The organism is Pseudomonas sp. MWU12-2020, from assembly GCF_023100605.1.
GTDB lineage: Bacteria > Pseudomonadota > Gammaproteobacteria > Pseudomonadales > Pseudomonadaceae > Aquipseudomonas > Aquipseudomonas fluorescens_H.
In genome coordinates this window covers 24,451-41,551 of record NZ_JALMEX010000012.1, presented here as the reverse complement: position 1 = coordinate 41,551, position 17,101 = coordinate 24,451, and the positions used below count along the sequence as shown (strand labels likewise).

At 58.8% G+C, this 17,101-nt stretch carries 19 protein-coding genes and 1 tRNA gene; 8 read left to right on the top strand and 12 right to left on the bottom strand.

Going from position 1 to position 17,101, the window contains the following annotated elements; genetic code table 11:
* Positions 1–28: 28 nt before the first annotated feature.
* The 3 genes from iscR to trmJ form a co-directional block, all read right to left on the bottom strand.
* Positions 29–520, bottom strand: coding sequence for a Fe-S cluster assembly transcriptional regulator IscR (iscR, locus tag M0814_RS23190; protein WP_003227911.1), 492 nt, complete (start codon positions 518–520; stop codon positions 29–31).
* Positions 521–758: 238 nt separating this feature from the next.
* On the bottom strand, positions 759–1,535 hold the full coding sequence (gene cysE / locus M0814_RS23185) for a serine O-acetyltransferase (RefSeq protein WP_025109222.1): 777 nt from the start codon (positions 1,533–1,535) through the stop codon (positions 759–761).
* A 3-nt stretch (positions 1,536–1,538) separates the two neighbouring features.
* Positions 1,539–2,309 (bottom strand): tRNA (cytosine(32)/uridine(32)-2'-O)-methyltransferase TrmJ, encoded by a 771-nt coding sequence (gene trmJ / locus M0814_RS23180; RefSeq protein WP_003227915.1) that lies wholly within the window; start codon positions 2,307–2,309, stop codon positions 1,539–1,541.
* Between the two features lie 145 nt (positions 2,310–2,454).
* Between trmJ and suhB the strand changes: the two genes are divergently transcribed.
* Positions 2,455–3,273, top strand: a complete 819-nt coding sequence (gene suhB / locus M0814_RS23175) for an inositol-phosphate phosphatase (protein ID WP_003227916.1) — start codon at positions 2,455–2,457, stop codon at positions 3,271–3,273.
* Between the two features lie 249 nt (positions 3,274–3,522).
* Here the strand turns inward: suhB and M0814_RS23170 are convergent, their stop codons facing one another.
* The 6 genes from M0814_RS23170 to queA all read right to left on the bottom strand — a co-directional run bounded on the left by M0814_RS23170 (position 3,523) and on the right by queA (position 9,627).
* Entirely contained in the window at positions 3,523–4,071 is a 549-nt protein-coding gene (locus M0814_RS23170) for a glycine zipper 2TM domain-containing protein (protein WP_003227918.1), read from the bottom strand.
* A gap of 122 nt (positions 4,072–4,193) precedes the next feature.
* Positions 4,194–5,108 (bottom strand): protein translocase subunit SecF, encoded by a 915-nt coding sequence (gene secF, locus M0814_RS23165; RefSeq protein ID WP_003227920.1) that lies wholly within the window; start codon positions 5,106–5,108, stop codon positions 4,194–4,196.
* A gap of 9 nt (positions 5,109–5,117) precedes the next feature.
* Entirely contained in the window at positions 5,118–6,986 is a 1,869-nt protein-coding gene (secD, locus tag M0814_RS23160) for a protein translocase subunit SecD (protein ID WP_103484063.1), read from the bottom strand.
* Positions 6,987–7,050: 64 nt separating this feature from the next.
* Positions 7,051–7,389: a preprotein translocase subunit YajC gene (gene yajC, locus M0814_RS23155; protein ID WP_003227923.1), complete on the bottom strand. Its 339-nt coding sequence runs from the start codon at positions 7,387–7,389 to the stop codon at positions 7,051–7,053.
* A gap of 43 nt (positions 7,390–7,432) precedes the next feature.
* The gene (tgt, locus tag M0814_RS23150) at positions 7,433–8,548 is read right to left on the bottom strand and encodes a tRNA guanosine(34) transglycosylase Tgt (protein ID WP_161794909.1); all 1,116 of its coding nucleotides are present in this window, start codon (positions 8,546–8,548) and stop codon (positions 7,433–7,435) included.
* A gap of 14 nt (positions 8,549–8,562) precedes the next feature.
* The gene (queA, locus tag M0814_RS23145; protein ID WP_003227927.1) at positions 8,563–9,627 is read right to left on the bottom strand and encodes a tRNA preQ1(34) S-adenosylmethionine ribosyltransferase-isomerase QueA; all 1,065 of its coding nucleotides are present in this window, start codon (positions 9,625–9,627) and stop codon (positions 8,563–8,565) included.
* A gap of 108 nt (positions 9,628–9,735) precedes the next feature.
* Between queA and M0814_RS23140 the strand changes: the two genes are divergently transcribed.
* Both M0814_RS23140 and M0814_RS23135 read left to right on the top strand, forming a co-directional pair.
* Positions 9,736–9,820: transfer RNA gene (locus M0814_RS23140), tRNA-Leu, on the top strand.
* Between the two features lie 133 nt (positions 9,821–9,953).
* Positions 9,954–10,286 carry a hypothetical protein gene (locus tag M0814_RS23135; RefSeq protein WP_103484062.1) on the top strand — a complete coding sequence of 111 codons (333 nt, stop codon included), beginning with the start codon at positions 9,954–9,956 and terminating at the stop codon, positions 10,284–10,286.
* A 24-nt stretch (positions 10,287–10,310) separates the two neighbouring features.
* On the opposite strand, the gene M0814_RS23130 is transcribed toward M0814_RS23135, so the two are convergent.
* Together M0814_RS23130 and M0814_RS23125 are read right to left on the bottom strand one after the other, a co-directional pair.
* Complete coding sequence (locus tag M0814_RS23130) at positions 10,311–10,784, bottom strand: hypothetical protein (protein ID WP_103484061.1); 474 nt, start codon at positions 10,782–10,784, stop codon at positions 10,311–10,313.
* Between the two features lie 255 nt (positions 10,785–11,039).
* On the bottom strand, positions 11,040–11,789 hold the full coding sequence (locus M0814_RS23125; protein ID WP_103484060.1) for a hypothetical protein: 750 nt from the start codon (positions 11,787–11,789) through the stop codon (positions 11,040–11,042).
* A gap of 119 nt (positions 11,790–11,908) precedes the next feature.
* Here M0814_RS23125 and M0814_RS23120 point away from each other — a divergent pair, with 119 nt between their 5' ends.
* The 5 genes from M0814_RS23120 to M0814_RS23100 all read left to right on the top strand — a co-directional run bounded on the left by M0814_RS23120 (position 11,909) and on the right by M0814_RS23100 (position 15,854).
* Entirely contained in the window at positions 11,909–12,283 is a 375-nt protein-coding gene (locus M0814_RS23120) for a hypothetical protein (RefSeq protein ID WP_103484059.1), read from the top strand.
* 110 nt (positions 12,284–12,393) lie between these two features.
* Positions 12,394–13,125, top strand: a complete 732-nt coding sequence (locus M0814_RS23115; protein WP_103484058.1) for a hypothetical protein — start codon at positions 12,394–12,396, stop codon at positions 13,123–13,125.
* A gap of 72 nt (positions 13,126–13,197) precedes the next feature.
* On the top strand, positions 13,198–15,117 hold the full coding sequence (locus M0814_RS23110) for an alkaline phosphatase D family protein (protein ID WP_103484057.1): 1,920 nt from the start codon (positions 13,198–13,200) through the stop codon (positions 15,115–15,117).
* A 231-nt stretch (positions 15,118–15,348) separates the two neighbouring features.
* Entirely contained in the window at positions 15,349–15,603 is a 255-nt protein-coding gene (locus M0814_RS23105; RefSeq protein WP_086791676.1) for a type II toxin-antitoxin system prevent-host-death family antitoxin, read from the top strand.
* Complete coding sequence (locus tag M0814_RS23100) at positions 15,600–15,854, top strand: Txe/YoeB family addiction module toxin (RefSeq protein ID WP_086791674.1); 255 nt, start codon at positions 15,600–15,602, stop codon at positions 15,852–15,854. Before M0814_RS23105 ends, M0814_RS23100 begins: the two co-directional genes overlap by 4 nt.
* On the opposite strand, the gene M0814_RS23095 is transcribed toward M0814_RS23100, so the two are convergent.
* Entirely contained in the window at positions 15,848–17,014 is a 1,167-nt protein-coding gene (locus M0814_RS23095; RefSeq protein WP_103484056.1) for an aspartate aminotransferase family protein, read from the bottom strand. The genes M0814_RS23100 and M0814_RS23095 overlap by 7 nt on opposite strands.
* Positions 17,015–17,101 lie beyond the last annotated feature (87 nt).

Genomic DNA, 17,101 nt, shown 5'->3' with positions numbered 1-17,101 from the left:
GGCTGGCGTTCCGCTAGCTCTTCGGCTGTCATTCGACGGCGGACGCTTCAATCTTGTCCAGGCGTGGCGCCTTGCTGTTGCAACGACGCTGGTCCTGACGCTGGGCTACTTCTTGCACCTCACGGCGAGTCACAAGATCAGCCAAGCTGATACCACTTAGAAATTCGTGAATCTGCAGGCTCAGATCGCACCACAGGTGATGAGTCAGGCAGGTGTCGCCGGAATGGCAATCGCCCTGGCCCTGGCACTTTGTAGCGTCGACCGATTCGTTGACCGCATCGATCACCTGAGCCACCTGGATGCCCTGCATGTCGCGCGAAAGCTGATAACCACCGCCTGGACCGCGAACACTGGAAACCAGGTTACTGCGGCGCAGCTTGGCGAAAAGCTGTTCGAGATAGGACAGGGAGATGCCTTGGCGCTCGGAGATATCGGCCAGGGACACCGGCCCGTGCTGCGCGTGCAACGCCAAGTCAAGCATGGCGGTCACGGCGTATCGGCCTTTTGTAGTCAGTCGCATGGACAATTACCACGGAGTTCGGAATGGGCGGGAGTATGCAATTCCCGAGCATTTAAGTCAACTATAAGACCTAGTGCTTTAGTCGGGTTTACCCGCAAAAGAGCGCGCGCATCATAGCAAAGGCTGGCGGCGTACAGCCAGCGGTACCGCGTTATCGTTCTTCGCGAGCAAGCCCGCTCCCACAGGGGATGCATTCCAATGTGGGAGCGAGCCTGCTCGCGAAACGCAGCGCCCCGGTTTAGCTGGCCTGGCTCTGATCCTTGCCCTTCACACAGGCAAAGTCTTCTTCGCGCAGTTCAGGCAGATCTTTCGCACAGTAATTACTGCCCAGATCCTTCAGCGCGCCGCACATCCCTTCCAGCCGCCCATCCACCGCTTGCAGGTGATCGAGCAACTGACCGATGGCACGGGCCACCGGATCGGGCATGTCTTCGCTGACACCATAAGCATCGAAGCCGATCTTCTCAGCCATCGCCTTGCGCTTGGCGTCCTGCTCTTCATCGGATTTGACGATGATCCGCCCCGGAATCCCCACCACTGTGGCGCCCGGCGGCACTTCCTTGGTGACCACTGCGTTGGAGCCGACTTTGGCGCCAGCCCCTACCGTGAACGGCCCGAGCACTTTGGCGCCAGCACCCACCACCACGCCATCACCCAGCGTCGGGTGGCGCTTGCCCTTGTTCCAACTGGTACCACCGAGGGTTACGCCCTGATAAATGGTCACGTCATCGCCGATCTCGGCGGTTTCACCAATGACGATGCCCATGCCGTGATCGATAAAAAAACGCCGACCGACCTTGGCCCCCGGATGAATCTCGATCCCGGTCAGCCAGCGACCGAAGTTCGACACGAGTCGCGCCAGCCATTTCAGCTCGTTGCGCCACAGCATCCCGGCCAGCCGGTGAATCCAGATCGCATGCATGCCGGGATAGCAGGTCAGGACTTCAAAAGCGTTACGCGCCGCCGGATCTCGATGGAATACGCTCTGGATATCTTCACGCAAACGCTCAAACATCATTCAGTCCTTCCGCTTAAGAAGCTCACCACGGGCCGCTTTTTGGGTTTCCGTGAGGATGCCACGCAAAATATTCATTTCCGCCCGGCTGACCGAGCTGCGTCCGTACAAGCGGCGCAGGCGCGCCATCAAGTGCCGCGGTTTTTCCGGATCGAGAAATTCGATGGCGACCAGCGTCTGCTCCAGATGCTCATAAAAGCGCTCCAGCTCATCCATGGTCGCCAGCTCGGCACTTTTCACCGAGGCCACTTCTTCTTTCTCGATCTTGGTCGGCTGCCCTTGAGCAGCCAGCCAGGCCATGCGCACTTCATAGCTCAACACCTGCACCGCCGCCCCGAGGTTCAGCGAGCTGAACCCAGGATCGGAGGGGATGTGCACATGAAAGTGACATCGCTGCAGCTCCTCGTTGGTCAGGCCGGAGTCTTCACGACCGAATACCAACGCGATTTCCGCGCCCTGCCCCGCCTCCTCGACCACTTTGCTCCCGCATTCGCGCGGATCGAGCAGCGGCCAGGGAATGCGCCGGTCGCGGGCGCTGGTGCCGAGCACCAGATTGCAGCCGACCAGGGCGTCTTCCAGGGTGGCGACGACTTGAGCATTTTCAAGGATATCCCCGGCACCCGAAGCTCGAGCATCGGCTTCGTGGTGCGGAAACAACCGCGGTTCTACCAGCACCAGCCGCGACAGACCCATGTTTTTCATGGCGCGCGCGGCCCCGCCGATGTTGCCGGGGTGGCTGGTATTGACCAGGACGACACGAATGTTCTGCAGCAAGGGAGGCGCTCTCGGACACAGGAAAGGGGTGCAAATCTTACAGAACAGCCTACCGTTAAGCTATGAAAGCGAACAGCGACCTTCACCTGAAGAAAAGTTCTGATAGAATGCGCGGCTTTCTTTAACAACCTTAGGTGACACATCCATGCAGCCCATGCTGAATATCGCGCTGCGCGCCGCCCGCAGCGCCAGTGAACTGATCTTCCGCTCCATCGAGCGCCTGGATACCATCAAGGTCGACGAAAAAGACGCCAAGGATTATGTATCCGAGGTCGATCGCGCCGCCGAACAGAAAATCATCGATGCTCTGCGCAAGGCTTACCCGAATCACTCGATCCAGGGTGAAGAGACCGGCATGCACGTCGGTAACGGCATCGAAGGCGAAGAGTACCTGTGGATCATCGACCCACTGGACGGCACCACCAACTTCCTGCGTGGCATTCCTCACTTCGCTGTCAGCATTGCCTGCAAATACCGTGGTCGCCTGGAGCACGCAGTGGTTCTGGACCCGGTTCGCCAGGAAGAATTCACCGCCAGCCGTGGTCGCGGCGCTCAACTGAACGGTCGTCGTCTGCGCGTCAGCGGTCGCACCAGCCTCGACGGCGCTCTGCTGGGCACTGGCTTCCCGTTCCGTGACGACCAGATGGATAATCTCGACAACTACCTGGGCATGTTCCGCGCCCTGGTTGGCCAGACTGCCGGCATCCGCCGCGCCGGCTCCGCCAGCCTGGACCTGGCCTACGTGGCTGCCGGTCGTTTCGACGCGTTCTGGGAGTCGGGCCTGTCCGAGTGGGACATGGCTGCAGGCGCCCTGCTGATTCAAGAAGCTGGCGGCCTGGTGAGCGACTTCACCGGCGGTCACGATTTCCTTGAAAAAGGCCACATCGTTGCCGGCAACACCAAATGCTTCAAGGCAGTCCTGACGGCGATCCAGCCGCACCTGCCGGCTTCGCTGAAGCGCTAAGCTTCCGGCGAAACGCAAAAAGCACCCTTCGGGGTGCTTTTTTTATGCCTGCGATTTCAGCGTCCAATCGAATCCACTGTGGGAGCGGGCTTGCTCGCGAAGGCGGCACGTCAGCCAACATCAGTTCTGGATGGTAGACCGCTTTCGCGAGCAAGCCCGCTCCCACATTGGGATTGCGGTGATCTGACGCTGAATCGCGCGCACAAAAAAGCACCCCGAAGGGTGCTTCTTTTTAAAACGATCAGACCGTTATTGACCTGGCTGATTCTGCGACAGAATCAACTTGCCTTCCTTGTCGACCGGAATCTGGTTGCCCGGATCGCGATCCATCCGCACTTTGCCTTCCTTGCCATCCAGCGAATAACGCACGTCGTAACCGACAACCTTGTCACTGATGTCATTCACTGTGTTACAGCGAGTCTGGGTGGTCGTGTAGGTGTCGCGGTTCTGCATGCCTTCCTGCACCTTGTTACCGGCATAACCGCCACCGACCGCACCAGCAACGGTGGCAAGCTTCTTGCCGTTACCGCCGCCGACCATGTTACCCAGCAGGCCACCACCGACCGCACCGAGCACCGTACCCACGATCTGATGCTGATCCTGAACCGGTTTCTGCCGGGTTACTGCCACATCCTTGCACACTTCACGTGGAGTCTTGATCTGTGTCTTGACCGGTTCTACGGCCAGCACTTGCGCATACTCAGGGCCGCTTTTAACCAGGCTGTAGGTGGCAACAGCACCCCCGGCAGTCACACCGACAGCACCCAATACCGCACCAACCAGCAACGACTTGTTCACATGAACCTCCTGACCATCACATGCGGGACGCGTCCCGCGCTTCTCCCAGCCTTGGAGCATAAAAAAAGGCGCGAGTTCAACTCGCGCCTTTTCTGGGCTGACAGCCGGAGAAGCGATGGCCGTTATGGACGGTCGTCGACTTCCTTCTCGGTGTTGGCCGGAGGAATCAGATCCTCGGTGCTCAGGTTCAGCCAGATCAGCACCACGTTCGCGATGTAGATCGACGAGTAGGTACCCGCCAGAACACCGATGAACAGGGCAATGGAGAAGCCGAACAGGTTGTCGCCACCGAAGAACAGCAGCGCAGCGATCGCCAGCAAGGTGGAGATCGACGTTGCCATGGTCCGCAGCAGGGTCTGAGTGGTCGAGATGTTGATGTTCTCGATCAGCGAAGCCTTGCGCAGCACACGGAAGTTCTCACGAACCCGGTCGAACACGACGATGGTGTCGTTCAGCGAGTAACCGATGATCGCCAGTACCGCCGCCAGCACCGTCAGGTCGAAGGTGATCTGGAAGAACGACAGGATACCGACAGTCACGATCACGTCGTGAATCAGCGAAACGATCGCGCCGACCGCGAATTTCCACTGAAAGCGGAAAGCCAGGTAGATCAGGATGCCGCCGAGCGCCAGCAGCATGCCGAGGCCGCCCTGGTCGCGCAGTTCTTCACCGACCTGCGGGCCGACGAACTCGACACGCTTGACCGTCGCCGGGTTGTCGCCGCCGACCTTCTGCAAGGCCTCGGCTACCTGATGACCCAACTGCGGGTCTTCGCCTGGCATACGTACGAGCAAGTCGGTGGTTGCACCAAAGCTCTGCACGATGGCTTCGTGATAACCGGAAGTCACCAGCTCTTCACGCACCTTGGTGACATCGGCCGGACGCTCGTAGGTCAGCTCGATGAGCGTACCGCCGGTGAAGTCCAGGCCCCAGTTCATGCCCTTGTGGACGACGCTGAAAATAGCCAGCAACGTGAGAAACACTGTGACGCCGAACGCGAAGTTGCGAACGCCCATGAAGTTGATTGTACGTAACATGGCAGCCCCTTAAATCCACAACTTCTTGAAGTCACGTCCGCCGAAGATCAGGTTGACCATTGCGCGGGTCACCATGATGGCCGTGAACATCGAGGTAAAGATCCCGAGGGACATGGTCACTGCGAAGCCCTTCACCGGGCCGGTGCCCATGGCGAAGAGGATGCCGCCGACCAGCAGAGTGGTCAGGTTGGCGTCGAGAATCGCGGTGAATGCCCGGCCGAAGCCTTCGTTGATTGCACGCTGCACGGTCATGCCGGCGGCGATCTCTTCACGAATCCGCGAGAAGATCAGCACGTTGGCGTCGACCGCCATCCCCATGGTCAAGACGATACCGGCGATACCCGGCAGGGTCAGCGTTGCACCCAGCAGCGACATCAGCGCCAGCAGCAGCACCATGTTCACCGCCAGCGCGACCGTGGCGATCAAACCGAAGAAGCGGTAGATGGCGATGATGAACAGCGAGACGAACAGCATGCCCCACAGCGATGCATCGATACCTTTGGTGATGTTGTCCGCACCCAGGCTCGGACCGATTGTGCGCTCTTCAGCGAAGTACATCGGCGCGGCCAGACCACCGGCACGCAGCAGCAGCGCCAGCTCGGACGATTCACCCTGGCCGTTCAGGCCGGTGATGCGGAACTGCGCGCCCAGCGGCGACTGAATGGTCGCCAGGCTGATGATCTTCTTCTCTTCCTTGAAGGTCTGCACCGGTACGTCTTTCTCGACGCCATCGACAACCTGCTTGACGTAGGTGGTCACCGGACGCTGCTCGATGAAGATCACCGCCATGCTGCGACCGACGTTCGAACGGGTCGCGCGGCTCATCAGCTCGCCACCGTGGCCATCCAGACGGATGTTCACTTCAGGTGTGCCGTGCTCGCCGAAACCGGCCTTGGCGTCGGTCACCTGGTCACCGGTGATGATCAGGCCACGCTCGATCTGCGCAGGAGGACGCTTGCCTTCACGGAACTCGAAAGTTTCGGAAGTGGCTTTCGAAGCACCCGGCTCTGCAGCCAGACGGAACTCAAGGTTGGCCGTCTTGCCGAGAATACGCTTGGCTTCGGCAGTGTCCTGCACGCCCGGCAGCTCAACCACGATGCGGTTGGCGCCCTGACGCTGAACGATCGGTTCGGCAACACCCAGCTCGTTGACGCGGTTACGTACCGTGGTCAAGTTCTGCTTGATGGAGTATTCACGGATTTCCGCCAGCTTGGCCGGGGTCATCGCCAGACGCAGCACCGGTTGACCGTTGAGGTCGGCCGGAACAATGTCGAAATCGTTGAAGTTCTTGCGGATCAGCGCACGGGCCTGTTCGCGGGAGTCAGCATCGCTGAAGCCCAACTGAATGGCGCCGCCCAGTTGTGGCAGGCTGCGATAGCGCAGCTTCTCTTTGCGCAGCAGACTCTTGACGTCGCCTTCGTAGACTTTCAGGCGGGCGTCGAGGGCTTTGTCCATGTCCACTTCCAGCAGGAAGTGCACACCACCGGACAAGTCCAGACCCAGCTTCATCGGGTGCGCGCCGAGGTTGCGCAGCCATTGCGGGGTGGTCTGTGCCAGGTTCAGTGCGACGACGTAGTCATCACCCAATGCCTTGCGCACAACGTCCTTGGCCGGCAGTTGGTCTTCAGCCTTGGTCAGACGGATCAGGCCGCCCTTGCCGTTGGCTGCCAGTGTGGCTGCCTTGACGTTGATGCCGGACTCACGCAGCGCGGTGCTGACGCGATCCAGATCGGCCTGATTGACCTGCAGGGCCGTGCTGGCGCCGCTGATCTGAATGGCCGGGTCATCAGGGTATAGATTGGGAGCGGAATAAATCAGACCGACCGCCAGCACCGCCAGGATCAGAATGTATTTCCACAGAGGATATTTGTTCAGCATCACGCCGCCCGTTATGAACGCGGGGCGCCTTGCGCGCCCCGTCGATTGAGTAGAAGTTGGAACCTTAGATCGCTTTCAGCGTGCCTTTTGGCAGCGTGGCGGCGATGGCGCCCTTCTGGAACTTCATTTCCACGGTGTCGGAAACTTCCAGAACCACGAAGTCGTCGGCCACTTTGGTGATCTTGCCGGCGATGCCGCCGGTGGTAACCACTTCGTCACCCTTCGCAAGGCTGCTCAGCAGGTTCTTCTGCTCTTTGGCGCGCTTGGCCTGTGGACGCCAGATCATCAGGTAGAAGATGACCAGGAAGCCGACCAGGAAAATCCACTCGAAGCCGCCGCCCATTGGGCCGGCAGCAGCCGGTGCAGCTGCGTCAGCCATGGCGTTAGAGATAAAAAAGCTCATTTAGCACTCCAGTTGCAAATGTTGAATCTTGGGGTCAGAAAACTCAGTCCAAAGGCGGAACGGGGAGCCCGCGTTTGGCGTAGAAGGCATCGACAAAGGCGGCCAATGTACCCTGTTGAATAGCCTCGCGCAAACCAGCCATCAGCACCTGATAATGGCGCAAGTTATGGATGGTATTGAGCATGCTGCCGAGCATTTCGCCGCACTTGTCCAGGTGATGCAGATAAGCGCGGGAGAAGTTCTGGCAGGTATAGCAATCGCAGGTCGGATCCAGCGGCGAATCATCATGGCGATGGAACGCGTTACGGATCTTCAGCACGCCTGTATCAATGAACAGATGCCCATTGCGGGCATTACGGGTTGGCATCACGCAATCGAACATGTCCACACCGCGGCGCACACCCTCAACCAGATCTTCCGGTTTGCCAACGCCCATAAGGTAACGAGGTTTGTCAGCCGGCATCATGCCCGGCAGATAATCCAGCACCTTGATCATCTCGTGCTTCGGCTCGCCCACCGACAGACCGCCAATGGCCAGGCCATCGAAGCCGATCTTGTCCAGGCCTTCCAGCGAGCGCATGCGCAGATCCTGGTGCATGCCGCCCTGAACGATGCCGAACAGCGCTGCGGTGTTGTCGCCATGCGCGTTTTTCGAGCGCTGGGCCCAACGCAGCGACAGCTCCATCGAAACGCGAGCGACATCTTCGTCAGCCGGGTACGGCGTGCATTCGTCGAAGATCATCACGATGTCGGAACCGAGATCGCGCTGCACCTGCATCGATTCTTCCGGGCCCATGAAAACTTTCGAGCCATCGACCGGAGAGGCGAAGGTCACGCCCTCCTCCTTGATCTTGCGCATCGCGCCCAGGCTGAAAACCTGGAAACCACCGGAGTCGGTGAGGATCGGGCCTTTCCACTGCATGAAATCGTGCAGGTCGCCGTGTTCCTTGATCACCTCGGTGCCCGGGCGCAGCCACAGGTGAAAGGTGTTGCCCAGAATGATTTCCGCGCCAGTGGCGACGATGTCACGCGGCAACATGCCCTTGACCGTGCCGTAGGTGCCCACCGGCATGAAGGCCGGGGTCTCGACGGTGCCACGCGGGAAGGTCAGACGACCACGACGAGCCTTGCCATCGGTGGCAAGCAGTTCAAAGGACATGCGACATTCGCGACTCATTCTGTTTCCTCTGGGCCTGTTTGTTCAGGGGCAGTCGGGGCGGGATTACGGGTGATGAACATCGCATCACCGTAGCTGAAAAAGCGGTAGCCGTTGTCGACGGCGGCTTTATAGGCGGCCATGGTTTCGGGATAACCGGCGAACGCCGAAACCAGCATCAACAGCGTGGATTCGGGCAAATGGAAGTTGGTGACCAGGGCGTCGACCACATGGAACGGCCGGCCCGGGTAGATAAAGATGTCGGTGTCGCCACTGAACGGCTTGAGCACGCCATCGCGCGCGGCACTTTCCAGCGAACGCACACTGGTGGTGCCCACGGCAATCACCCGCCCACCACGTGCGCGGCACGCAGCAACGGCGTCGACCACATCCTGGCCGACTTCCAGCCACTCACTGTGCATGTGGTGATCTTCGATCTTGTCGACGCGCACCGGCTGGAACGTCCCCGCACCGACGTGCAGCGTGACGAACGCGGTCTCGACGCCCTTCGCTGCAATCGCCTCCATCAGCGGCTGATCGAAATGCAGCCCCGCCGTCGGCGCCGCCACCGCACCCAGGCGCTGGGCGTACACGGTCTGATAGCGCTCGCGATCCGAACCTTCGTCCGGGCGGTCTATATAAGGAGGCAACGGCATGTGCCCGACGCGATCGAGCAGCGGCAACACTTCTTCAGCAAAGCCCAGCTCGAACAGCGCATCGTGGCGCGCGAGCATCGTGGCTTCGCCACCGCCGTCGATCAGGATCTTCGACCCCGGCTTCGGCGACTTGCTGGAACGCACGTGGGCCAGCACGCGATGCGTATCGAGCACGCGCTCGATGAGGATTTCCAGCTTGCCGCCCGAGGCTTTCTGCCCGAACAACCGCGCCGGAATCACCCGGGTATTGTTGAATACCATCAAATCGCCCGGGCGCAAATGCTCAAGCAAATCAGTGAATTGACGGTGTGCAAGGGCGCCGCTCGGCCCATCAAGGGTCAGCAGGCGACTACCGCGACGCTCGGCCAAAGGGTGGCGGGCGATCAGCGAATCAGGAAGCTCGAAGGTAAAGTCAGCAACGCGCATGATGGGGTTCGTCTAGCAGGGCCGGAAAGTCTAGCGGAATTATCAAAAATTGACCATGAAACGTGATTGACCAACGGTAATCACCTCTCTATACTTCGCCGCCATTGAGCCCTGATGGCGGAATTGGTAGACGCGGCGGATTCAAAATCCGTTTTCGAAAGGAGTGGGAGTTCGAGTCTCCCTCGGGGCACCAAAATTAAGAAAGGTCTTGCTTAGCAAGGCCTTTTTTTTCGTCTGCTGAAAAGTGGCCGCTGTTGTAGGACCTGCCGAAGGCTGCGATCTTTTGATCTTTTCCTTCTTGGCCGAACAAATCACTAGGACCCAGCATGGAAACGTCACTGGAAACCGTCGCCCTGTTCTCCCTCAAACTCGCTTACGAGGAGGAAGGCCTGAGCCCGATTCTGCGGGATGACATGGTCATGGTTGATTACCAGAAAGACGTGTTCGAACTGCTGGTGCGTCGCGGGGATGTCGAGACCATCCAGTTCAAGCTGAACGAGTGCCTGGGGTTGGCGATGGACGCCTTGGGCGGTGTCGAGAAACCGCTGGGACGTGAGCTGCACAAGCTGTCAGCCGATTTCAGGCAGGCGCAGTCGCTGGAGCAGCTTGATCAGCCGCTCCTCGCGCTCAAGGGTTATTTGAAGGATGTTCTTAGCTGATGGACGGCGACCTATGAGAGATCATTAGCCAAGCGCACCTTTGACCGGAATCCAGCTACTGGAAGGGAGAGAAAGAAAAAGCGAAATGGCAAAAAACATGACGATAATGAAAAACGCCAACCACAAGTGCCACAATCTGACTTTACTCACCCACCTCCAGAACCTCGGCTGTGCAAGCATTACCGCTTCCGCCAGCACCGCGACATCAAACGCACTTGCCACATTCTGTCCAACACGAACGGCCATAGTTTCGGCCATTTTCTTGTAAAACCTGATCAGTCCATGGCACTTCACCATACAGAGCGCCCCTAGAGCGCCGATGACTATCAAGGCGGCAACAAGCCAACTGTCTTGCTCATCCAACCGCTGATCAATCGCCATCACCGCAATCAATGCTCCAATAACCATCGTCAGCGTATTCGCAATTGCGCGACGCTCATCCTGGTGATGTCGAACCTGTTCACAGTACTGCTCGTAAACGCTGATTGCCGCGTCCATGCTTCCCTCCCGTAACTTTCATAACCCTCAACTCCAATGACCAGTGGCAGAGTCCCGCGTATTAACCCTAGAGTTGCTTTTTAGTTCTTCATAGCAGTGAAGTCGATGGCACGAACCTTCGTTTTTGTGGCCTGACTTCTGTGTATTCCTACTTACATAATTCGTTCGCAAGCCCCAGATCAATATGAAGCACTACAGTCTCCCCCTGCTACTTAAAAGACATCCTTTCATCCGCCGCGCCACGCGCTGAGCGTGTCAGCGCCGTGCCTTCAACACCCGAATATCCGTGGGAAACCCATCCGCACCAACAATCTTCTTCCAGCCCACATACTGAAACTCGCCCCGCTCATCGATGTAATCGCCCTTCTCCACCGACCGGCCGCCGACGATCGCCACGCGTTTTTCCTCGCCACAACCGCCATCCGATGGGCGAACGGTATAAATCACATACGGTTTCACATATTGCGTGGCGCGGAAGTATTGGCCGCAGACTTCGTCGACCGTGATCAGCATGGTTTTCAGGCGGGCTTCGCCGTCCATGTCTTCGTGCAGTTTCAGGAAGGAGATGTCGCCGATGTCGCTGTAGCCGAGTGAACGAGCGCGTTGGTATTCGGGGGAGTTCTGGTGGGCGATACGCCCTTGCTCAGCCGCCTGATTCATTCTGGCGGCGAACTCGGCTTTGCCTTGGGCAATCGTTGCCTCGGCCTGGGCGGCGACGTTTTCGCATTGAGCGAATTCGCGGGAGCCGAGGTATTGGGGCGTCAGGTTCAAGCGGCGCTCATTGATGATCCGCAGGCTGCCTTCCAGATCACCTGCCACCTCAAAGGCGCCAGGTACGCGACCGCTCTGGACGTCGGCCATTTTCTCCTGCATTCGCTGGCAGTTGGCGAGGTAATACTGCCAACTGCTCTCCGGAGGCTCTTTCCAGGCGGCGATTGCCGGAGTAATGGCGCTGGTGAGCGTGATTGCACAGAGCGTGCGCAGAACAGAAGCGACTTTTGACATGCGTAGTCCATTACAGGAATCAAGAAAGTGGCGTGACGCTACTATTTTGCTATCGTGCCGTCCACTGTCGGCAAGGTGCCGAGCGTTTGTACCGCGACGGGTTGCGAAGGATGGATACGATGGATTTTGTGTTTTTCTTTATTGCCTGGATAGGCATGTGGGTCTGGGTCGTCAGGCAGCGTGGGGCTTGGAACCTGCTCCTCGCCAATATGTTGGGCGCTGCCAGCGGCATGATTGTTGGCCTGGTGGTTTCGCAGCTTTGTGTCGGTCTGTTCGGCTCTAGCCGGCCACCGGTCCCGGGGGTCATGGGATCGATTCTGGAAATGCTCGCAACCGCTGCGGCGCTGAGCGGTGTATGGATGCTGGTGGCCCGCCGCTCGCAAGTCGAACACCCTGTCGCGCGTCAGCTACTGGCCGGCCTTTGCGGCGTCGTGGCCGGCATAACGGCGATCATGTTTTTTGCCCAGATCAATCCGCCCAATCTCGGCATGTAAATGTCTTCGTGGCGTCAGACCTCTATTTTGATATCTTGCCGTCCATCTTCAGCACTCACCGCCAGTGAGTGCTGTTTTGCAGGCTATTGAAGGGTTAAGGAAAGGATCGAATGGAGTTTCTGAGTTTTCTGGCATTTATCGCCGCCTGGGGTTTCATGTGGCGCTGGGTGGTGAAAAACCGCGGCAGCTGGAATCTGTTTTACGGCAACATCGTTGGCGCGGCGGGCGGTTTTATTGTCGGCATGGTGGTGCTGTCGATCTTGCTGTCGATATTCCCGTCGGCGCATCAATCCGCAAAAGCGCCAATCGAAGACGTGATCACACAGAGCGATGTGACCACCAGTCTGTTGCCCGAAGCCGAGTCGGACTCGACGTCCGCGGTGCTGGAGAACGCGCCGGGCTTTGCCGCGATCGAGCCGGATAACCAACCTTCTCCGCCGGATTCCGCACTGCTGCCGAATTACGCGAGCCGGGCACCGAAATCGATATCGGAAAAAACCGTCCTGGATCAGAGCGACGCGCAGGGCCGTAAAGCGCTCACCGCGCTGCGCGACAAGCTTGGGCAAAATGCCGACAGCGATGAATCGATGCTCGCGTATGTCATGTGCGGCACGCTGGTCACCAGCACGCTGCGCTTCCCGGCGTCGGCGCGCTTCGCCGACAGCTCTGCCATTGTCACCAAGCGCTTCAAGGATCAGGTCTACACCCTCAGCAACAAGGTCGCCGCGCGCAACATGAACGGCGATGACGTCACTTATAGCTTCGACTGCTCGGTGCAGGAGCAACCCGCGTCCGCCGAATGGCGACTGCTGAATCTGAAGTTGCAGAAGGTCGGTTCTTAAGCCTCGTTTAAGGGTTCAAGGCGCCGGCTGCGCTATCATCGCCAGCCTGTGCGCCTTGAGCTTTGCCCCCGAATGTCCCTGATACCTGCTGACCTGAATCCGCTGCCTCCCGTTTTGGCCGGCCCGCTGCTGCGCCGGCTGGAACCAACGCGAGTGGTGCTGTGGTTGGTCGGCTCCCGCGAGCTGGCGCTGACCTTGCGTCTGCAAGGTGTAGGAGACATTCCTCTCGATGCCGGGAAATGCACAGTCATCCCCGTAGGCCGTTACGCGTTCGTCCATTTGATCAACGTTGTGCTCGACAGCACCCTGCCCTGCGACACGCGTATTGACTACGACCTGCTGATCGACGGCCAGACGCCCATCGCCGCATGGGCGCCGCATCTGGCGTACGGCAATGCCCACTGCCCGAACCTTGTCGTGCGCTCGCGAATCGATCAGTTGCTGCACGGTTCCTGCCGCAAGCCCCATCACCCGGCGGCAGACGGTTTGCTGTGCGTCGATCAACTGTTGGCTGCCGAAACCGATCCGCAACAACGTCCAGCCCTGCTGATGATGAGCGGCGACCAGATCTACGCCGACGATGTTGCCGGCCCGATGCTGCGGGCAATTCATGCCTTGATCGAACGACTCGGCCTGTTCGACGAACACCTCGAAGGCGCGGTGGTGAGCGACAGCGCCAAGCTTTACAAGCACCCTGCCAGTTACTACCACCGCGCGGATTTGTTACCGGCGCTGGAGAGCAACGAGACCTTGCGCGAGCGATTTTTCGGCGGCGCGCGTAAGCCGATTTTCACCAGCAGTAGCGCCGACAATCACCTGGTGACGTTCGCCGAAGTCATGGCGATGTACTTGCTGGTGTGGTCGCCGGTTGCCTGGGCGTTGATCAATCCTGCTGTTCCATCGCTGACGCCTGAACGCTTGAAGCGCTACACCCTGGAGCAAACCCGCATCAATGGCTTCAAGGCCGGTTTGAGCAACGTCGCCCGAGCCTTGGCGCACCTGCCGAGCCTGATGATTTTCGACGACCACGACATCACCGATGACTGGAATCTTTCCGCGCAGTGGGAGGAAACCGCCTACGGCCACCCGTTCTCCAAACGCATCATCGGCAACGCCTTGATCGCGTACATGTTGTGCCAGGGCTGGGGCAATAATCCGGACGCGTTCAAGGATGTGCTGGAGAACACTCGCCGCCTGAGCGCCAGTGGTGACGATCAATATCTCGACAGCCCGGTGCAGGACGCGCTGATCGATGATTTGCTGCGCTTTCAGCACTGGCATTTCGTGCTGCCGACCAGCCCGGCGCTGGTGGTGCTCGACACCCGCACCCGCCGCTGGCGCAGCGAGATGGCACTCAAACAACCCTCCGGTTTACTGGACTGGGAAGCGCTGAGCGAACTGCAACAGGAGCTGCTCGATCATCCGTCAGCAATCATTGTTTCCCCCGCGCCGATCTTCGGCGTGAAGCTGATCGAAACCGTGCAGAAGGTTTTCAGCTGGTGCGGCTATCCGCTGCTGGTCGACGCGGAAAACTGGATGGCTCATCGCGGTGCGGCGCAGGTGATCCTGAACATTTTCCGACACACCCGCACACCCGGAAACTACGTGGTGCTGTCCGGCGACGTGCATTATTCCTTCGTCTACGAAGTGCTTATCCGACACCGCAAGGCCGGGCCACGGATCTGGCAGATCACCAGCAGCGGAATCAAGAACGAGTTCCCGAAAACCCTGCTGGAATGGTTCGACCGCCTCAACCGCTGGCTCTACTCGCCGCGTTCGCCGTTGAACTGGTTTACCAAACGCCGGCGCATGCGCATCGTGCCCTATACCCCGGAACATGCCGAAGCGGGTGAGCGGCTGTGGAATTCAGCGGGGATCGGGCAGGTGTTTTTCAATGCGCAGGGGCAGCCGAGCGAGATCATTCAGCACAATTCGAACGGGGCGATGAAGACGCGAATGCTGGCGCCTGAGTTGGCGGATTATCCGGACTGAATTTCAGGTTCTTTTCCTACACTGACAATGCCAGATGATGACAGCACAACAACTACGCATGAGGCACGACCGAGGATAAGGATTACAGCCTTCTCAGAAACGTCTCCAAAGTTCTTGAGCGATACTGAAATGACTCGCAGCCCTCCTTCTGCGAAACAACCACTGGTAGGTATCGCCTTGTCATCATGTACTCATTTCTGTACGTTCTTTGCATCCAGCGAGGACTACAACATGCAAACCATCAACTACACCACCGCCCGCGCGCATTTGGCCGAAACGATGGATCGCGTTAACGAAGACCGGGCTCCCCTTCTAGTCACACGCCAAAAAGGTGAGCCCGTGGTGATGATGTCTCTGGCTGAATACAACGCACTTGAAGAAACGGCCTACTTGCTCCGCTCTCCAGCCAACGCCGAACGGTTGATCAAATCGATTGGCGAAATGCGTGCCGGCAAAGCCAAAGTCAGACAATTGATCGAAGAATGAAAATCGAGTTCACGCCATCAGGCTGGGAAGACTACCTGTGGTTTCAGCAGAACGATAAGGCCGGACTCAAACGTATCAATCTGTTGATAAAAGCAATTCAGCGCGAACCGTTTGAAGGGATTGGCAAGCCTGAGCCGCTCAAACACAACATGAGCGGCTTTTGGTCCAGACGAATAACGGGTGAGCATCGTTTGGTCTACAGCATCGAAGGCGGTGAGATTTGCGTCATTAGTTGCAAATACCACTACTGAATGATGTGCCCCACACCTCTGACAATCATCTCCACCTCCCGCTCATCAATCGTCAGTGGCGGCAGCAGCCGTATCGTCTTGCCGCGTGTAACGTTGATCAGCAATCCATGATCCCGCGCAGCAATCAGCGTCAGATCGCGGATCGGCTGTTTCAGTTCGATGCCGATCATCAAGCCCTGCCCACGAATCGCCAGCACGTTGGGGTTGTCTGCCAGTTCGGCACGTAGACGAGCCAGCAAGCGCTCCCCCTGTACCCGAACATTTTCCAGCAAGCCTTGTTCTTCGATGATGTCCAGCACCGTGCAGCCGACCCGGCAGGCCAGCGGATTACCGCCGAACGTGCTGCCATGGCTGCCGGGGGTGAACAGATCCGCCGCCCTGCCCCGCGCCAGGCAGGCACCGATCGGCACGCCGTTGCCAAGGCCTTTGGCCAGGGTCATGACGTCCGGCACGATGCCTTCATGCTGGAACGCAAACCATTGGCCAGTGCGGCCGATGCCGGTCTGGATTTCGTCGAGCATCAGCAGCCAGGCGTGACGATTGCACAGTTCGCGCAGGGCTTTGAGGTACCCGGGCGGCGCCAGTTGCACACCGCTTTCGCCCTGGATCGGCTCGACCAGAATCGCCACGATCCGCTCGCCGTGCTTTTGCTGCACTTGATCCAGCGCAGCCAGATCACCGAAGGGCACTTTGACGAAATCCCCCGGCAAATCATTGAAACCCAGACGCACCGCCGGCCCATCGCTGGCCGACAAGGTGCCCAACGTGCGGCCATGAAACGCGTTGGCCATGACCACCACCAGTGGCTGTTCGATGCCTTTGCTCCAGCCGTACAAACGCGCCAGCTTCAGTGCAGTCTCGTTGGCTTCAGCGCCGGAGTTGTTGAAAAACGCCCGCTCCATTCCTGACAACTGCGTGAGTTTCTGCGCCAGCTGTTGCTGCCAGTCGATGCTGTACAGGTTGGAGGTGTGCAGCAACAGTCCGGCCTGCTCGCTGATAGCAGCGACAATCCGTGGGTGCGAGTGCCCGACATTGGTCACCGCGACTCCGGCGACAGCATCCAGATATTCTCGACCGGCCTGATCCCACAGGCGCGTGCCCAGGCCTCTGATAAAGCTCAGGGCCAGCGGTTGGTAGGTATTCATCAGGGCGGCGGTCATGACTTCAAACTCCAGTGAAGGTCGGTGTGTTTGCAGTATGGTTAGCCACCAGAACTGGATAAACTCGGCAAAACTTCAATCATTTAA